The sequence below is a fragment of the Candidatus Peregrinibacteria bacterium genome (assembly GCA_016699755.1).
Taxonomy (GTDB): Bacteria; Patescibacteriota; Gracilibacteria; order CAIRYL01.
In genome coordinates this window covers 859,676-877,805 of the sequence record CP065009.1, presented here as the reverse complement: position 1 = coordinate 877,805, position 18,130 = coordinate 859,676, and the positions used below count along the sequence as shown (strand labels likewise).

16 protein-coding genes are annotated in these 18,130 nt (G+C 39.8%); 3 read left to right on the top strand and 13 right to left on the bottom strand.

Features of this window, described 5'->3' with window-relative positions; translation table 11 throughout:
- Nucleotides 1-76 precede the first annotated feature (76 nt).
- Together IPN35_03860 and IPN35_03855 are read right to left on the bottom strand one after the other, a co-directional pair.
- The gene (locus tag IPN35_03860) at nt 77-1,756 is read right to left on the bottom strand and encodes a S41 family peptidase (protein QQS58712.1); all 1,680 of its coding nucleotides are present in this window, start codon (nt 1,754-1,756) and stop codon (nt 77-79) included.
- 106 nt (nt 1,757-1,862) lie between these two features.
- On the bottom strand, nt 1,863-2,501 hold the full coding sequence (locus IPN35_03855) for an ATP-dependent Clp protease proteolytic subunit (protein QQS58711.1): 639 nt from the start codon (nt 2,499-2,501) through the stop codon (nt 1,863-1,865).
- A 115-nt stretch (nt 2,502-2,616) separates the two neighbouring features.
- Between IPN35_03855 and IPN35_03850 the strand changes: the two genes are divergently transcribed.
- Nucleotides 2,617-4,113 (top strand): sodium-dependent transporter, encoded by a 1,497-nt coding sequence (locus tag IPN35_03850; protein QQS58710.1) that lies wholly within the window; start codon nt 2,617-2,619, stop codon nt 4,111-4,113.
- A 5-nt stretch (nt 4,114-4,118) separates the two neighbouring features.
- Here IPN35_03850 and IPN35_03845 read toward each other — a convergent pair whose 3' ends face one another.
- From IPN35_03845 to IPN35_03800, 10 genes are all read right to left on the bottom strand, one after another.
- Nucleotides 4,119-5,681, bottom strand: a complete 1,563-nt coding sequence (locus tag IPN35_03845) for a hypothetical protein (protein ID QQS58709.1) — start codon at nt 5,679-5,681, stop codon at nt 4,119-4,121.
- Nucleotides 5,662-6,597 (bottom strand): flippase-like domain-containing protein, encoded by a 936-nt coding sequence (locus tag IPN35_03840; GenBank protein ID QQS58708.1) that lies wholly within the window; start codon nt 6,595-6,597, stop codon nt 5,662-5,664. The genes IPN35_03845 and IPN35_03840 overlap by 20 nt, the downstream gene beginning before the upstream one ends.
- 79 nt (nt 6,598-6,676) lie before the next feature.
- Nucleotides 6,677-7,660 carry a glycosyltransferase family 2 protein gene (locus IPN35_03835; GenBank protein ID QQS58707.1) on the bottom strand — a complete coding sequence of 328 codons (984 nt, stop codon included), beginning with the start codon at nt 7,658-7,660 and terminating at the stop codon, nt 6,677-6,679.
- A complete protein-coding gene (locus IPN35_03830; GenBank protein QQS58706.1) occupies nt 7,639-8,451 on the bottom strand; it encodes a glycosyltransferase in 813 nt (270 codons plus the stop codon). Before IPN35_03830 ends, IPN35_03835 begins: the two co-directional genes overlap by 22 nt.
- Complete coding sequence (locus tag IPN35_03825; GenBank protein QQS58705.1) at nt 8,448-9,149, bottom strand: class I SAM-dependent methyltransferase; 702 nt, start codon at nt 9,147-9,149, stop codon at nt 8,448-8,450. The genes IPN35_03830 and IPN35_03825 overlap by 4 nt, the downstream gene beginning before the upstream one ends.
- 3 nt (nt 9,150-9,152) lie before the next feature.
- Nucleotides 9,153-10,004 carry a glycosyltransferase family 2 protein gene (locus IPN35_03820; protein ID QQS58704.1) on the bottom strand — a complete coding sequence of 284 codons (852 nt, stop codon included), beginning with the start codon at nt 10,002-10,004 and terminating at the stop codon, nt 9,153-9,155.
- A 6-nt stretch (nt 10,005-10,010) separates the two neighbouring features.
- Complete coding sequence (locus tag IPN35_03815; protein ID QQS58703.1) at nt 10,011-11,099, bottom strand: UDP-N-acetylglucosamine 2-epimerase; 1,089 nt, start codon at nt 11,097-11,099, stop codon at nt 10,011-10,013.
- Nucleotides 11,089-12,045: a glycosyltransferase family 2 protein gene (locus IPN35_03810; protein QQS58702.1), complete on the bottom strand. Its 957-nt coding sequence runs from the start codon at nt 12,043-12,045 to the stop codon at nt 11,089-11,091. The genes IPN35_03815 and IPN35_03810 overlap by 11 nt, the downstream gene beginning before the upstream one ends.
- Nucleotides 12,042-13,340, bottom strand: coding sequence for a nucleotide sugar dehydrogenase (locus tag IPN35_03805; protein ID QQS58701.1), 1,299 nt, complete (start codon nt 13,338-13,340; stop codon nt 12,042-12,044). Before IPN35_03805 ends, IPN35_03810 begins: the two co-directional genes overlap by 4 nt.
- 15 nt (nt 13,341-13,355) lie before the next feature.
- On the bottom strand, nt 13,356-13,868 hold the full coding sequence (locus tag IPN35_03800) for a GtrA family protein (protein QQS58700.1): 513 nt from the start codon (nt 13,866-13,868) through the stop codon (nt 13,356-13,358).
- 17 nt (nt 13,869-13,885) lie between these two features.
- Between IPN35_03800 and IPN35_03795 the strand changes: the two genes are divergently transcribed.
- Nucleotides 13,886-15,808: a hypothetical protein gene (locus IPN35_03795; protein QQS58699.1), complete on the top strand. Its 1,923-nt coding sequence runs from the start codon at nt 13,886-13,888 to the stop codon at nt 15,806-15,808.
- Between the two features lie 31 nt (nt 15,809-15,839).
- Here IPN35_03795 and IPN35_03790 read toward each other — a convergent pair whose 3' ends face one another.
- Nucleotides 15,840-17,426, bottom strand: a complete 1,587-nt coding sequence (locus IPN35_03790) for an NAD(P)/FAD-dependent oxidoreductase (protein ID QQS58698.1) — start codon at nt 17,424-17,426, stop codon at nt 15,840-15,842.
- 264 nt (nt 17,427-17,690) lie between these two features.
- Between IPN35_03790 and IPN35_03785 the strand changes: the two genes are divergently transcribed.
- Nucleotides 17,691-18,119: a hypothetical protein gene (locus tag IPN35_03785; protein ID QQS58697.1), complete on the top strand. Its 429-nt coding sequence runs from the start codon at nt 17,691-17,693 to the stop codon at nt 18,117-18,119.
- Nucleotides 18,120-18,130: the final 11 nt, after the last annotated feature.

Below are 18,130 nucleotides of genomic sequence, written 5' to 3'. Positions count from 1 at the left end.
ATAAAAGGATTATTTCGCGGAGATGTTTTTTAAGACCACTGGTATTCTCCAATATAAAAATGAGAAGTTGCGGGAATTATTCCTTTTCGCTCGGTTTCCATTGGTTTCGTCGAATAAGTCGAGAAGCAAAATCCAAAATTGCTGTATCACTTCCTTTTTCGATAAATGGAAAATCGGGGGTAATTCCTATTCCCTGAATGCTTCTGTCATTTGGGGTAAGCCATTCAGCAATCGTCATTTTAAGGGCAGAACCATCACTAAATTGAAGAAGATTTTGTGCGGTTCCTTTTCCAAAAGTGGTGTTTCCCACAATAGATCCTCGTTTATGATCTTGAATAGCTCCTGCTACAATTTCACTCGCCGATGCCGACCTTTCGTTTACCAGAATTATGAGAGGGAATGATGAGTATGTTCCTGGTCCTCGGACGGTTTCTGTGTGAAAAATGTCTCGCCCCTTTGTTTTAACGGCCACAGAATCTGGAGGAAGAAGAAGTGCTAACAGATTAATAGCAGTATCGAGAAAGCCACCAGGGTTGTTTCGCAAATCGAGAAGAATTCCTTGTTCTGCAAGTTTTGGATATTGTTCTATTACTTGTTGAAATTTGGAAACAGTATCTTTCCCAAAAAAGCTCATTTCTATAAGAAGATATTCTCCATATGGTTTGGCAAAAATGGATTCTGGTGTAATTGTTCCACGAGTTACTGTTATTTTTTTTTCTCGCTTTCCTCGAAGAATAGTGAGAAAAACATCCGTTCCGTCTTCTCCCTTAATGAGCTTTACAGATTCTTCGAGGAGCATTCCGGTAACATCGACATCGTTTACTCGTAAAACAATATCTCCTGGTTGAAGACCTGCTTTTTCTGCGGGGCTATTGCGGAGAGGCTTTATGATTTCAAGTTGATTTTCTTTATTGAGATCGACCTGTGCACCAATACCAAATTCATTACTTTCTCCAACACTCGTAAGAAATTGTCGCACCTCTTCTTCATTGTAGTATACCGTGTAGGGATCTCCGACAGTGTTCACCATCTCACGAATGGCACTTTCCATGAGTCCGTCTTCGTTCAAGGTTTCTGCGCGAAGATATTGTGTAGTGAGTGCCTGCAAAACTTCAGAGAGCACATCACCATGAGGAATATCTGATTCACTTTTTTTCGTTTTGATTTGAATATGAAGAGGGTGTTCTGAGCTTCGAGAAAGACGAACAGCATCAAGAATTTGTGCGCATTCCAATCGACTTAATTGTTTTTTTGTGCCAAACGTTGTTTTTGTTTCGTCTCGTGTAATGCCCATTTCAAGTGCTTTGGCAATAACTCCTTGTTGAAAACTCTCTTTGGGAAGGTCTTTGTATTCGAGCGAAAATCCACCGCGAGGAATATTTATTCCTTCTAGTTGGAGTGCCATGGAGAGCGCATCAATTTTTTGAATTCCACGAGATGGCCAAAAGAGTTTCTTCGTCTCAACAATCCCCATTTGCCAAGCTTTTCCTACAAAAGGAGAAAAGTTTTGTGAAGGAGCAACATCAGCAAAAGGTTCTAAAAAATGTCCCCCCGAAACATCTTCTCCAATATTTTTGAGTGCCCAAACGACAAAATCTGATCTTTTACAAGATTCATTAGGATGAAAATATTCCTCATCTGGAAAAATATTTGCTTCTAATAGTCGAATAACAGAGGGTTGCTCGGTATCGGAAAATCCAATAGCAATTGGATTCAGCAAAAAGAAGGAGAGAAAGGCAATTGTGAATGATTTCATGATCCCAAAGAAAAAGAGGAAAAAAAGAATATCTCACACCGACTTTCACTCTCCCATATTTATTTGGGAAGATTCAAGAAGTGGCATGATAAAAAATCAAACGGTATTATTTTCCGATAACTTCATCGACAATACCGTATTTTTTTGCCTCTTCTGCATTCATAAAATAGTCACGCTCTGTATCATTTTTAACCTTGTCTAATTTTTGACCAGTGCGCTCAGCAATCATTTCATTTAGAAGGTCCTTTGTTTTAATAATGTGACTTGCAGCAATGGCGATATCTGTTGCTTGACCTTCTGCGCCTCCAAGCGGTTGATGAATCATAACTTCCGAATGAGGAAGAGCAAAACGCTTTCCCTTGGTTCCACAAACGAGCGTGAGTGCACCGCCACTTGCGGAGATTCCAACACAAACTGTGGAAACATCTGGCTTAATAACATCCATAGTGTCGATCATGGCAAGTGTTGCGGAAACACTTCCTCCAGGAGAATTAATGTAGAGGGTAATATCTTTCTTTGGATCCTTTTTCTCTAGAAAGAGGAGCTGGGCAATAACCGTATTTGCTACGGCATCATTAATCGCACTTCCGAGAAAAATAATGCGATCTTCGAGGAGACGAGAATAAATATCATAAACTCGTTCTCCGGTAGGAGTTTTGTCAATGACCGTTGGAACAAGAAGTGAGACATGCTGTGTGTGTTTTCCATTCTGTCCGAAATACTGAGAAATGAGTCCGGTATACATTCAATTCTGTAAAAAAGTAACGCCAGTATCCCACATTTTTTAGGAAAGCGCACGAAAAAAAAGTGGATGAAAACCGGAATGTATGGCATACAACAGATTGTTTTTGTTTGCTTTTATGACGACCTCAAAAATGCTCTCCTCTTGGCCGAGCTGGAAAATATTTGTTTTGGCGGCCATTGGTTCTGCCGCAGGACTTGGGAATGTGTGGCGTTTTCCGTATATGGCATACGAGTACGGAGGAGCCGCATTTTTTGTGGCATACCTCGTTTGTCTTGCACTTATTGGGTTTCCTATTCTTCTTATGGAAAGTGCAGTAGGGCAAGAAACGGGAAAAGCGGCACCAGAGGCACTTGCTAAAGCAGATAAACGCGGAACATTTCGATTTCTCGGTTTTTGGGCGGTGCTTTCTGCAGCAGGAGTAATGAGCTATTACTCGGTTATCATGAGTTGGTCGGTAAACTATCTTATCTCCTCTCCAACGCTCGCATGGGGAGCGGATACAGAGCGATTTTTTTACGAAACCGTTTTACACCGTTCTTCGGGTATTGAAGAGTGGGGGGACATAGTTCTTCATATTGCTGTTGGGCTTCTACTCGTGTGGATTTTTGTCTATTTCATTCTCTTTTTGGGCATGAAATCGATTTCTCGTTCAGTTCTTATTCTTACGCCTCTTCCACTTTTTTGTCTTGGTATTCTCGCAATCAACGGTGTTTTTCTTGAAAATGCCGGAGAAGGACTTTTATACTTTTTTGTTCCAAAATGGGAGCAGCTTTTGCATACTGACATCTGGATTGCCTCTGCTGCACAGGTCTTTTTTACTCTTACGCTTGGGTTTGGAGTAATGTTTGCGTATGGCGCACTTTTCCAGAAAAAAGCAGATCTCGTAAAATCCGCATTTCTTGTGGTTTTGGGAGATACTTTTATCGCCTTTGTTGCGGGTATTGCTATTTTTTCTACTCTTGGATATATGGCGGGAGAAGAGGGGGTTGCGGTGACAGAGGTCGTTAAGGGTGGTCCAGAACTTGCCTTCATTATCTTTCCAAAAGCCCTCACTCTCCTTCCATCTGGTGCGGGGAATATTTTGGCGATTCTCTTCTTCCTCACTATTCTTTCTCTGGCACTTACGTCCGCGATCTCTTTGGTGCAAGCAGTTGTTTCTACCGTGGTGGATTATTTTCCAAAAAGAGATTACTCCACTCTTGTGCTTATTGTTTGTACCCTTCTTTTTTTCCTTTCTCTTCCTTTTGCGTTTGGAAATGGTCTCTACCTTTTGGGAATTGTTGATCATTTTATTGTTCAATATGGAATTTTTGCTGTTGGGTTTACAGAAGTTCTTGTTTTGGCATGGGGATATGGGGCGGAAAATATTCGTTCATTTGTAAATGCACATGCAAAATATCCACTGGGAAAATGGTTTTCTTTTCTCCTTCTCTTCTTTATTCCTACTATTTTAGGGGGGCTTGTGGTGCAGAGTGCTTTTGTTGATTTCGGAAGAAATTACAAAGGGTATGAAACCGATGCTCTTTTGGAGTACGGTGTTATTCCCACCTCTGTTATTCTCCTTTGTGCTATTCTTCTTGGTATTCTTGTCCGGAATTGGAATCGGAAATAGCCCTCTTATTTGTCAATACATTTCCATGCGCGTTCTGAAGGGCAATATTCCCACTGATCTGGATTGAGCGGTCCACAGTATGGAGATTGCGCATTGCACGGTCCATCGGGAAGGAGTCCTTCTTCAAATGTCGTGATATATTTGCTCTCTGAATGGAGTAGGAGAGTGGGGAGCGATCCCCAAAAAAAGAGAGAAAAAAGGAATACTGTTGTTACCGCTTGTAATCGCTCTGGAAGAAAAATAAGAAAAAAATAGACTCCCAAAAAACACAGTATTGGAAGAACAGGAAAAAGGTATCGTCCGTGAAGTGCTGTATTTGTTCTTCCTGAAAGAAGGTATGCATGATAGTTCACCCACAGAATAGTTGTCGCATAAAAAATCGTAATAATAGTAAGTGTGAGTAGAGATTTCCAAGGAATTTTCTTTGGCATATATGAGAAGAGCGGAATTTTAAAAAAAGAAGTGGCTCCCAAGAGAGTCGCACAAAAAAACGAAATCACGACAAGAACTATTGTTATATTCTGAAACCATTTCGGAGGATAAATATGTTCTCTCCACCAAAAATACTCTTCAGGAGCTAACGAGCAAGAATCAGCATTTTTGGTATGACAGATTTTTTGATAGACCTCTATTCCCGTGATTTTTTGATTCATCAGCGAAGCCCATTCAAGTCCATAGCTCATTGGCGTGTAGGCGTAGGAGTTTTGAATATTTTCTTGTTCTTTTCCAAATCGTTCATCCCGTTTGACAAAAGGGTTTTTTTGACACACCTCTCTTGAGAGTACTTGCTCGCAGGTCGGAAGTAATCGGTGATATTGAAAAAGGTTTCCTCCGTAAAGGTAGATTCCAAGGAACACTGGAACCACGGTGCTGAGCAAAAGAAAATATCCCATTTTTTTTACAAAGAGGGGCGCCCAAAATTGTTTTTGAAATATTTGTTTTCTTCCGGCAACAAACATCAAAATTCCAAGAATTCCTGCAAGTGGAAGTATGGTGATTTTGCTTATGGAACCGAGTGCCAGAAATCCAATACAGAGTAGAAATGATTTAGTATCTTTTTGTTGCAAAAAAACAACAAAGAGAAAAATACTTCCAGAGGCGAAAAAGTTCGCAAAAATATCGTAGCTTACCGATCCCGTTAAATAGATGTATCCGAGGAGGTGCGATGAGATTCCAAGAGCGAGAATGTTTATGTATCCTTTTCCCGCGACATGTTCAAACGTGCGCCATGCAAAGAAAATCGTTCCAAGAGAAAAGAGGAATCCTATCATCTTTACTAAAATTCGGAGAGGAATACCTTGAGGAAGAAGATGGAAAAGTTTTCCCATAAAGAGGTGGTAGAAGTATGGAGTACCCTCTATCGCTCCATGTACTTCGGTTTCTGGAACATGCGAGGGGTACATTTTCCATGAGTGTGCGTGAAGTTCAATGAGCGAGAGATGATAGTTCTCATCTGGTGTAACCGCTTCTTTTATGAAGAACACAAAAAAAAGTCCTTGAACAACAAGGGATGTCCAAATACACACCAAAAGAAGGCGCTGAAAATTGTTATATTTCTTGTTTTTCAAGGGGGGAGTGGGAATACAAAAGAAGGAATTTTGCAGGAATTCCCAAAAAGAGAATGGTTATTATTCCAATACCACGTCGCAATAGTGTTCCGAGGAGTATAATCTCTGGTGAAATTCCAAGGAGAATTCCTGCAAAAACTGTGAGTGACTCTGAAATTCCGAGAGAACCAGGAGTGATATTGATAAAAATTCCTACCACCAAAAATGCGGCAATAAAAAGAGCAGAGATTGCGTCAATCGATTCTCTCAGTCCATGAAAAATAACCATAATTCCAATGGCTTCAAGAAGCAGATTTCCAAGGGCAATAACAATGAGTTCTGATACAAGTAATCGGGATGATCTAATGAGGTTCCAGCCTTGTACAACATTATTCCATTTGTGAGCAAAAAATCCTTTTCGTAATGTTGGTCTTGGAAAGAGGAGTATACTGATACACCCAAGAAAAAGAATACTGAAAAATAGAGCAAGAGGAAAAAAGAACTCAGTCTTTTTCATCTGAATAAAAAAGAGCAGACATAGTGCCACTCCAGAGGAAGTGAGAAAGACAATGAGGTAGTTTCCAAAAAGGCTGATGACAAAATCTTTATATTTCATTCCAAGGGTGCTTTTGAGATACCATGCTCGAAAAACAGCACCTCCTCGAAATGGAGTAATCATATTGAGAAGTGAAGCGGCGCAAGAAAGAAGGAAGGCACGAGGAATATAAATGCCAAATGGTTTTGCGACAAGTGAAAGAAAGAGCCCGTTCAAAAAAAGTCCAATAACGACAATGAGTGCCAATATCCCAAAAATAGAAAGAGGAATTTCCTCTAGCCTTTCAAGTGTTCCTTCGCTTTTTGTGAGGAATATTCCTGAAAAGAGAAAAAAGAAAGCAAGAAATATCCCGATGATAATATTTTTCTGGTTCCACTTCATGATGTGGGGCGAATGATCTTTTTAATCATTTTTAACTCACAAATATCAAAAGTCAGTGTACAGCTTCTTTGAAAATGGTTCATTTTCTTTCTGTTGCGAATATCTTCAAAAGAATTCCTCGTATTATACCGAGATAAAAGAGCGTTGTCACAATAGGGAGCATAAGAAAAATAGGAAGGAACCTCTTCTGCATTCCCGAAAGCCAGAAGGAGAGAAGAATCCACGTGGCTCCAAAAAGAAGAAGTCCGATTTTTGGAAAAGCCCAAAGAAAAGTGATAAGCATAGTGCCCAAGATAACTGGAATGATGAGGACAAGCCAAAAATTCTTTTTCTCTCTCGTTCCGTAGTAGTCGAAAAACTTTGCTCCTCGCAAAAAAAGATGAAGAGCACTTTGAAAAAAATTATTCCTTCCGTAGCTTATCACACGAACAGTTGGACATATTGCCATATTCCCAAGTCCCACTAGGAATCGAAGAACCTTGGTATCATCGGATGAATCTTTTCCAAAATCTTTTTCATCGAGAACAGTATATGCTTTTATGAATACTTCTTTTCGAACGCAAAGCAGAGTTGTTCCTTTGGGATAGGAATCAAAATTTTCTGTTGTCAAAAGAATTATTCCTTCTTTTTCTCTATAAAAACGAGAGAAAAATTTTTCTCGAATTGCTCGAAACAAAATTTCAAAAATTGTTTCTTTTTCTTGGGGAAGGCTGTGACCCAAAATAATATCATACGGCAATTTAGAGATGTTTTTTAGAATATCAGGAAAGGGGATGGTTCGGGCATCAAGAAAAAGAATCCACTTTCCTTTTGCTGTGAGAGCTCCTGTTTTTCTGGTGGCAAACCGCCCTCTATTTTCTTTGTGCTGAATAAAATGAATCGACTCATATTTTTTCTTGAGTTTCAGCGTTTCATCTTGTGAGGCATCATCTACGACAACAATTTCCAATTTTTCCTTCGGATAATCGATGTGAGAGATACTTGCAAATAATCGTGGTAGGTTTTTTGCTTCGTTATATGCCGGAATAATAATGGAAAAATCTAGTTTCTCCTGTTTTTCCATATTTCAAGACAAAGGAAAAAACCATACATTCCCTGAAGAATAGGGATGTGCCATACCTTTGGGTTTTTATAAAATCCAGCAGAGAGTGATTTCAAAAAAGCATAGCAAAACCAAACTGGTGCGAGGATTGGATGCGCATATTTCCGTATTCGCCATTGTTTTTTTTGGAATACTTCAAGCTCTTTCGAGGAGGTTTGAAACGCCGGAAAATCACCATTCGTCAAAAAAGTGGCGTGCACTTTTATCCATGGGCGCCATTTTTTTTGGAATATGCGAAGCGTATAATTATTGAAACTTGGCTGATGCTCAAGGGGAAGCGGGATATTTTTTGTTGTTCCGCGAACGAATGGGTTTTTGTGAGGACAGGCGATGTATCCCATCTGTTCTTTGCGAAAGAGAACGGTTTTAAAAGGAAAAGAGTTCGTGAGATATTCTTTTCCATTCCAAATTTTCCAGAGAAATCCATAAGCATTTATATCATCTTCTTGAGTGAGACTAGAGAGTGCTTTTCGCAATTCTTCAGAAAGAAATTCATCTGCGTCCATTTGAAGCACCCAAGGAAAATAGCATTTCTGAAGGGCATCAATGCGATGGAGTTCGGTCATTCCTCGTCGCTCTCCTTCGTATACGTTTTTCGTATATTTTTGGGCAATTTTTATGGTGTTATCTCGGCAGGGACCATCGTGAATAACAATAATCTCATCAACTGCTCCGACAAGACTCTTGAGACATCGCTCTATGACTTTTTCTTCATGATATGCCACGAGATATGCGGAGATACCATTTTTCATTTTTTTTCGAGAAGAAGAGTATAAGAGTAGCATGTGCCGAATCGTAGCAATTTTCCGAGGCTTTTTTGATGCAATGAAAATGTTCGTCGAATTCCCTGTTTCTTCTTTTTGAGTATTTGATGAAGAAGAGAAGAAAAGAGTTTTACGGGAATCCACAGCCATCGGTTTATTGTTCCTTCAGTTTTTACTCTTTTCCAATCGGTATTTTTTTCTACGAGGGAATGTATTTCTGAAAGTTCAGGAAGTCCAAAATTTTCGTGCTCCCGTAAAAAGGAAAAGCGATTAAAGAAGATTTTCTGGAGCACCTTTTCGGGGGCACGTGAGGTGGAGACTGGAAACGAAAGGAAAATTGTTTTACGAGATACTCGAAAAAGTTCGCCCAAAAAATGATTCCGTTTTTCTGGTGGAATGTGTTCAAGAACATCAATACAAAGCACTATTTCAAATGCGTCACTGGGAAACGGCATTTTTTCTCCATCATAAGTGATAAAGTTAATTTCAGGATATTCTTTTTTTTCCCCTGCATGAGCATCTGTAATATCGAGTGTTGTGAGGGAGATGTCAGAATTTTGGAAACAGCGAAAAAGACCAGGACCATTTGGTCCCACCTCAAGAATAGGTACGGGGAGGGGAGGGCGCATGATTCTTGTTTTAATATATTGCACCGGAAATAAGTAGCGCTGAAAAGTATCAAACATCTCCTATTTGGAAAAACGAAATGAGAATCCTTCGGAGACTCCTTGCCAAAACGGAACTCGTTTTTTTTTGGGAATGTGTTGCAACGCGCCCCGAAGAATGGAACAAAAAATAAATAGTCCATTCCTTGGAAAAGAAAGTTGTTTTCGAGCAAAGAGAATGCTGTTTCGAGCAATCATGCGAATTTTGTATTCGGGAACATTTTCTGTGGAAGCCGAGTGGTAGTGCCAGAGTTTTGCTCCTGTAAGAGTGTTGAGTTTGTATCCTTTTCGTTTTGCCCGAACAGAAAAATCGACATCTTCGTAGTAAGAGTGATAGTCTTCATCGAAATATCCAACTTCTTCTATCGTTTTTCGAGAAAGGAGAAGACAACAGCCGCTCAAGAAATCTGGCGATCCCTCCTTTATCTTTTCGAGTGGGACGTTTTTATTGCAGTTTCGTGTTCCTCCCAAAAAAAGGGAAATATTCCCGCCTGTGTTTTGAATAATATTTGTATTCATATAAAATATAATGGGACTTCGAATTTCCTGTGCTTGCATTCCATGGAGCAGAATATCAAAAAAATCTTCCTCAAATGAAACATCGTTATTGATGATGAGAAAAAACTCAGCATCCGTTTTTTTCATAGCGTATCGAAGTCCTTCATTTATTCCTCCGGAATAGCCTTTGTTTTCTCCCGTCTCAAGAATCACCCGCTTTTCTTTTGAGAGTTTTTGCATTGCTACAGATTCTTTTGGGTCGTTATTGACCACAATACAAAAGGGGGAGAAGGAAAGGCGATCTAAATTTTCACAAAATGCCTTGGTAAATTTGGCGCTATTCCAATTGACGGTAATGATGGCGAGTGAAGAAATCATTCTTATCTATTTTAAGAGAAAATCAACAATCTTTTGAGAAGGGGAAATTGTTTCGGGAATAGGATTTCGTACAAAAGAAGAATAATTCCTAAGAAAGTATTCTATTTTTTTTTGCTCGTATTCTGAAAGAATGGCATTTTCCGAGAGTCCCTCTTGGCGTTCTGTTTTTTTTCGCATCAAAAGGCATGGTTTTCCGAGATAGAAACACTCTTCTTGATTACTTCCTCCGTCAGTAACAAGGAATTCACATTTTTTGAGAAGGCTGATAAATGTGAAGAAATCATATCGAGGTCGCAGAGAGATATTCTTTTCTTGTATGAGCATTTCAAGTAAATCTGGATATTTGTGGAGTTGATTTTTTGTGGTGGGATGAAGGACGAAAAGAACCGGAAAAGTGTGGGCAAGAAGAATAATGTGTTCAAGAATTCTCTGAAAACGTTTTCGATGAAAAATATTTTCAAATCGATGAATAGAGCAAAGAATAAATTTTGTGTTCGGAATAATGTCTTCAGATTTTGTAGGATTTTTTACGAGGCGCACGGCATCGAGTAGGGTATTGTGTCCGGTGTTTTTTCTCTTTCCTCTGTATTTTTTCAGATTCTGCAATGCCCATTGTCCTGGGCAAAAGAAAATATTCGAAAGACGAAAGGTGAGAAGTCGTACTATTTCTTCGGGAAATGGATGAAAAAGGCGAAACGAACGAAGTCCAGATTCCACATGTGCCACTCGAAGTCCAATTTTTTTCCCAATATAAGCTCCCAAGAGAGTGGAAATAGTATCTCCGTGCACAACAAGAATATCTTTTGGCGAGGTCTTTCCAAAAAATTCTTCTTTTTTGCGAATGGTATTTTTGTAAACGCGAATAAGCCACAATAACATCTGAAAAACTCCTATGATTTCTTCATCTCCTCCAATATTTTTGTCTGGCATTTTTATGCCAAAGTTTTGAATGATGTCCTCAATAGTTTCTTGGTGTTGACCGGTAAAAAGAAATTGGTATGGCGCGTTTCTTTGTTGTAATTCCACCATGACTGGTGCCATTTTAATGAGTTGTGCTCGTGTTCCGAGCAGAATAAAAATATTTCTACTCTCCATATTCCTGTTTTTTAAGAAGGGCAATGATCCGTTCCTGATTTTTTCGAATGCGGTCGAGCATATCTGCAAAAATGGCAACTACAAATAAAATGACGCCAAAAAGGAAAAAGGCGAGTCCAGCGAATCCAAGGAACTTATAAGGAGTAAAACTTCCTGCGATAATATAGTGAAGGAAAAGTATTGTTCCCAAAAAAAAACCAATTCCCATTTGGAGGAGCGCGAAATATCCGAAAAAACGAAGAGGATGATAATCTCGGTAGGCTCGGAAAATAATGAGAAGCGACTGCTGTGTATATCGCAAAATACTCTCAGCAACCCGTGAAGATCGATCTGAAAAATACTGAACCGCAATAGGAACTTGTGCGAGTCGAAATTTTTTATGACACAAATCGAGAATGGTTTCTTGAGTATAAGTAAAACTCCCCATGAGATTAAGGTTTAAAAGGGTTTCTCGAGAGTAGGCTCGAAAGCCACATGCTGCATCCTGAATATCTTCTCCACAGAGTCGTGAAATGAGTTTGCTCATCCTCTTGTTTCCCCAATGTTTTACTCGAGACATATTTTTTGGACGAGTAGCTCCTTTTGGGAATCGATTTCCCGTTACAAAATCTGCTTCTTTTTGAAGAATTGGTTGTAGCAAAGTCGGAATTTCATTAACACTAAATTGTCCATCGGCATCAAATGTCATTAAAATATCTGCCTTTCGCTCGAGCGCTTCTTTGACAGCGGTTTGAAAGGCGGTACCAACACCTTGATTTGTTTTGTGTTGCACTACCTCCACCCCGAATTCTCGCGCAATATTTGCGGTGTTGTCGTGGCTTCCGTCATCAATAACCAATATTTGCACCTCTTCAATGCCAAGGATTTTTTTGGGCAGGCATTTTAAAACAGAGCTAATGCGTTTTTCTTCGTTCAGTGCGGGGAGGGCAATGAGGAGGTGTGTCATGCGGGAGAAGAGGGGTTTCCGCGTCCAATGCCACGGTAAGAAATGCCATTTTCCCAGAAACACTTCGGATCAGGGAAGATGTTTTTTCCATCAATAACGACCCCTATATCGTAGCGAAGAAAATCTTCAGGGGAAAGGGCACGAAATTCTTTGTGGTTGGTGGCGATAAGAATTGCCTCAGCATATTCCAAAATTTCAGCAGTATTTTTTTTGTCGGATACTTCCGAGAGAAATGAATCGTACATCTGAACTTCTGCCCCTTTTTCTTCCAAAATATCCCGAATGTGCATTGCCGGACTATTCCGAATATCTCCCACCTCAGCTTTATAGGAAATGCCCAGAATCCCAATGCGCGTTCCTCGAATTGATTTGTGGCAATCATTAAGGGCATCCACTAAAAGAGAAACCGTGTACTCTGGCATGCTGTTATTAATTTCTCTCGCTCTTCGCAAAAAAGAGTGCTCAAGCCCACTTTTTTCCGCTTCGCGAATAAGATAGTACGGATCAACAGGAATACAGTGTCCGCCAACGCCACATCCCGGAAAGTGTGCTAGAAAACCAAAGGGCTTATTTGCTGCTCCGCGAAGCACTGAAACAAGATCAATCCCTATGCGATCAAACGATTTGGCGAGTTCGTTCACATACGCAATATTAATGTCTCGAAACGTATTCTCCACCACTTTAGTAGCTTCTGCTTCTCGAATCGTTTTCTGTTCATGGATTTCCCCTTCCAAAAAAGACCGATAAAAAATTGCCGCGCGTTGACACGAATTCTCCGTAATTCCTCCGACATTTCGCGGAATATTTCGAAGCGTCCATTTGGTGTCTCCGGGATTGACGCGCTCTGGGCAATGGGCAAGATCAAAATCTTTTCCTGCGAGGAGTTTTGTTTTTTGTTCCAAGAGTGGAACGATCATTTCTTCGCATACTCCGGGATTAATGGTTGATTCCACGAGAACAAGATTTCCTTTGCGAAGATATTTTGCCACGGTTTCCGAAGCCATGAGGAGTGGCTCGTAATCTGGAGAGAAATCTTTTTGCACTGGAGTGGGAACACAAATCACAAAAACATCACTTTCTTTTAAAATTTCTTCTTTTTCGGAAATGGAGAGTCCATTTTTTTGGAAAAATTCAGAAATAAAAGCATCTGAAAAAGGACTCTCCCTTTTTTGAATCATTGCTATTTTTTGGGAATTGATATCAAATCCATGTGCGCTTAATTCTTCTTTTTCCGACAGAATACAAAGAAGTGGAAGTCCTACATACCCCAAGCCAATAACGGAAACACGTTGCATATCAAAAGGAGAAAATTAGGAAAGTATTGTTCTTCTCGCCAAAAAATTCCACCAGAGCACGAGAAAAGTGGTGATAAGTTTTGCCATGAGAAGAGAGAAGGAGAGTTTCTCGTAAAAAATCCACATGAAAAGAAGACTCAGGAGAAGCCCGAAAATTCCGATAATGCCAAATCCGAAAAAAAAGAATGTATGCTCTTTTTTACTTTTTTTGTGGGTCGCAGGAAAAACCCATCGCATGCTCAAAAGATAGATTGTTGAAAGCCCTGCAAAAAATCCTATTGTTGTTGAGAGTAGATACGGCACTCCAAAATATTCCGTCAAGAAAACAACAAGGGTGGTATCTATTCCAGCAGCGATGCCTCCCGAAAGGCAGTATCGGAAAAACTGGTGCCAAAAACTGCTGGAAAAAGAATGACCATATTTCATGTTTTGCATTGTAGCGATTCTTTCTTGTGCAAGAAATAGGAGCGGTGTAGTTTTTGAAAGGTTGTCGCAAAAGATTGGGTTTTTCGGTATACTCTTTTTCAAGAGATGATTTTGAAAAAATGGAACAACAACAATCGAAAATATCCGCAAAAGAGAAGCTCAAGAAAAAAATGGTTTTCCTTCTCATTGCTTGTCTTTTTTCCGCACTCCTCGTTGTGGTTTCTTTTTTCTTTTTTCCGGGATATAGGGTTGAGCACGGAGATCAGAATTTCTACATTCCTCCACTTTTTCAGAAGACTGTTCCCGAATCATATTCTCGGGACTTTCTCATGGAAAATACCCAAACAAGTGCCTCTTTTTTTGATGAACTTGTCGGGATTACATTTCTTGGTAATCCAGAAAATATATACATCTCCCTTTTTTGGTGGACCACTTTTTCTCAATTCCTCTTTTTTTTGGCGATTATTGGAATTGCGTTTTCGTTTTCAAAAAATCGTCTTTTTTCTTTGCTCGTTCCTATCTTTTTTCTCGTTGGTCACGAAGGATCGGTTTGTAACGCACTTCCTGCCACCATTTGGACGTTTAGTTTTGGAACCGAGCTTCATGCTCGATCTCTTGCCCTATCTCTTGCGACTGGAGCGCTTGCCCTTTTTCTTCTTCAGCGAAAGTTATTATCGTGGATAGTCCTTACTGCCGGAGTGCTTATTCACTTTATTAGTGCGCTTCCGGTGCTGTTCTTTTTCTCAGTCTATACTTTGTTTTTTGATGTTTGGCAGAAAAAGAATACTCGATCTTTGTGGTATTTTCTTTTCCCTGTCTTTTCCATCGGAACCATTTTTCTTTTTTTGGGAAGTGGGAGTGCAAGTGGTATGGATTTTTTTACGAGAGTTGATGCCGAATGGACCACGTTTTTGCGCGAACGAGTAGAGTGGATTTTCTCTTGGGATCACCTTTCTTCTCCGAGCGTTCTTCTGACTATCTATCTTCCTCTTTTTCTTTTTTTGTGCATTTGTGAAACGAGTTCCTGTTTTTCTCGAAAAATAAAGGAGATATTTGGAATATTCTTTTTCTCCCTTGTTTTCCTTATGGGTATTGGGCTCCTCTTTTTTGATGCTCTTCATTTCTCACTTTTTGGTCAGTTGCAACTCTATCGTGTTGGAGTTTTCTTGAGAATTCTCTTTGTCATTGCCATGCTCTCTGTGTGTTTTTGGGAGATGACAGGTGGTAAGCGAACATCTCTCGAAAAGATTCTGTACGCACTTGCGTTTTTCTTTATTCCATTTGGTGGAACGCACTTTCTTGTTCCTCTGTCGCTCCTTGTTTTCTTTGTTATTCTCTTCCTTCAGGTTCAAGGAACATTGCTTCATAAGTCATATCAGAAGATATTGTTTTTCAGTATGGCAATTCTTCTTTGCGGTCTTACTATATATTTTTCGGCAGAGGTGCAGATTCAATTTCACAATCTTTCCAGCTTCTTCAAAAATCTCCTCTTCGATCCACTTGTTTCTCTCGGCCTTTTTTCTTTGTGGATGCAACAGATTTTCCCCATTCTTCTCCTCCTTTTGGTGTTTCTTTTTTGGCGTTCGGGGAAATACCCCAAAAAAAGTATTCCTGCCTTTGTGGGAATCAGCATTTTTCTTCTTGTGACTTCTGGATTTTTCTTTCAAAAATCTTATCAAGCTTTTACTACTTCCCCTCTCCAAAATCCCACAGAGGTGGAACTATGGGTGCGTGAAAATGTTGCAAATAATGATCTCATTTTTGCCACAGAAGGGGCAGAAGGAGAAGCAGTGAATCTTCGGAATCGTTTTGGAAAGAGTATTTTTGTCACACAAGTAGAAGGGGGGCAGGGCGCATTTCAACGGGCATACGCATTGGAGTGGAAACATCGAAAGCAGGTTCAGGGTGATCTCGTAACGTACTGGGAAGAACTCAAAAATACGTATCACATCAACTTTGTGCTCGCGAAAAAAGAAGAAAAAATTCCAGAAGGGGAACCGGTTTTCTCGGATGAGGTGTATATGATATATAAAATCAAGTAGCGATAGATTGTAATCTGTCTCTACCGAATAATTACGAAAACTCTTTTGCGAGTGCTGGGCTTTCTGCACCTCTTTCTGGCGTTTGTTCTTGAAATTTCTCTTCGTGATATTCTTTTTCTATATTGATATTCCAAATATTCTCTTTATCTGTTCGTCCCTCTGCAATGTTTTTTACACATTCCATAGCAGAGAGCATGGAATGATCTTGGTTGTTATAGCGATGCATTCCATTTCGTCCCATGAGAAAAAGGTTTTCATATCCGCTCAGAAAATCAATGAGTTTCTGAAGTTGGTCGTAGCTTCCAAAATACGCCGGATACGCCTTTGGTGTACGAATAATCACGCCGTCAAGTACGTCACTTGTATTTTCTATCATCCCAATTCTTAACATCTCTTCCGTGGCAAACTTCTTCATCCGTTCGTCATTTCTGGTCCAAATTTCATCTCCTTCATCACAAAAGTACTCAAGTCCCACCCAAGTGGTTTTGGCATTTTGCACAAGGTATGGACTCCAGTTGTTAAAAATTTGTAATCGCCCCACCTTTACATCTGGTTCTTGAATATAGATCCAGTTATCTCGAATACGTTCCCCATTTTTCTCTTGCACCTTTAGTTTTTTAAGGAGAAGTCCAACCGTGAGAAAATCTCGATAAACAAGCCCTTCTCCTATCTTTTGAAGTGATTTTGGCACTTTCCCTTTCCATGCATTGACGAGGTCTTTTATGGGCATGGTTGAGAGGAGATAATCGCCCTTGAGTACCTCTCGTTCACCTGTTTCTGTGTCTTCTATTACGATTGTGGAAATCTTTTTCCGTTCTGGATGCAACCCTATTTCCACTACTTTTTTCTTCATACGGATTTTTCCTCCTCGTTGTCGAACAATGCGTGCTGTTTCTTCCCACATTTGTCCGGGACCCAATTTTGGATAGAGGAATCTTCCAATAAGACTTGTTTCTGTTGTTTTTTGGCGAATGTCTTCTATTTCTTTTTTCGGAAGCCATTTTTGGGTGGCATGTTGGATAATTTTTGTGAGAGAAATTCCTTTTATTCTTTGAGCACCCCATTCTGGTTGTATTTTTTTGCACGAAACGCCCCAAACCTTTTCGGTATATTTTTGAAAAAATGTTTTGTAGAGTTCTTTTCCAAATCGATTAATGAAAAAATCTTCCAGATTCTTTTCTCGCGCAATAGGAAAAAGGCGAGTGTGAATATAGCTTGTAATAATTTTTGTGGTTCGAATGACTCCCAAATTTTTGAGAGTGTTCGTAGAAAGGGAAATGGGATAGTCGAAAAATTTTCGGAGAAAATAAATTCGCGACAAACGTTTTCGCACGAGCATGCGCTTGGTGGCGTTTTCGGAAACACTGGAATGTTCTATAGGAAGAATTTTTTGCCACCAGTTCATGACCGTATCCGATTTGGAAAAAAACCGATGTCCGCCAATGTCAATTCGGTTTCCCTTGTAGATTTCTGTTCGAGAAATTCCGCCTATTTTATCGCTCATCTCGAGGATGATCGGTGTGATATCCGTTTTTTCGAGGAGTTCAAGTGCCGCTGTGAGCCCTGCGGGTCCCGCACCAATAATGAGGGCAGTTTTTTGTTTTGTATTTGTGTTCATTCCTTCAAAATTCTCGCCATTCTAACACGAAAATCCTATTTTTAAAAGGAAATCAAAGAAAAAAATATTTGACAACAAGCGAAGGAAACATTTAAATGCTCTCCGAAATGAAAATCTCGTCTCCTCCCTCCGGCACTATGACAATGCCTATAATGATGATCTGCCGATCTGGGAGGAAGATGATGCCACGCTAAAATAGCACAACGCATTGATCACAAATAGCCTCCCAGAAGATGAGAGATTTTTTCCCTTTCTCAATTAGTTATGTCAGAAGTTTTGGATATATCAAATGGTAAGTATGTCATTCGTCATCTCTCTGGAGAGGGAATTGAGTATGCGAAAACTTTTCAGTATCTTTCTCTAGATCAGCAACAAGAGATTACAGAAATTTTAAAAATAATTGACGAGATGCAGCAAGAAATTTCTCGACTTGAAAAAGGTCTTAGAATAAACGGAAACCAACACCAATACTCTTCATTGTCTCCGGAAGCACTGGCTTTGTATGGGTCGCAGAGATGGGGACTCCTCGGAAACATTTCACATCTTCGATCGGAAATATTTCGCATCCTCTTCCTTGCAGATGTTGGGTACAGGAAAACACATGCTTTTCCGAACACCTTACAAAGAAAAATCAGAGAACTCTTGCAAATTTTAAAATCTAACCGTAAATCTCCTGCCGAGGAGGCGATATAATTCTTCTTTTT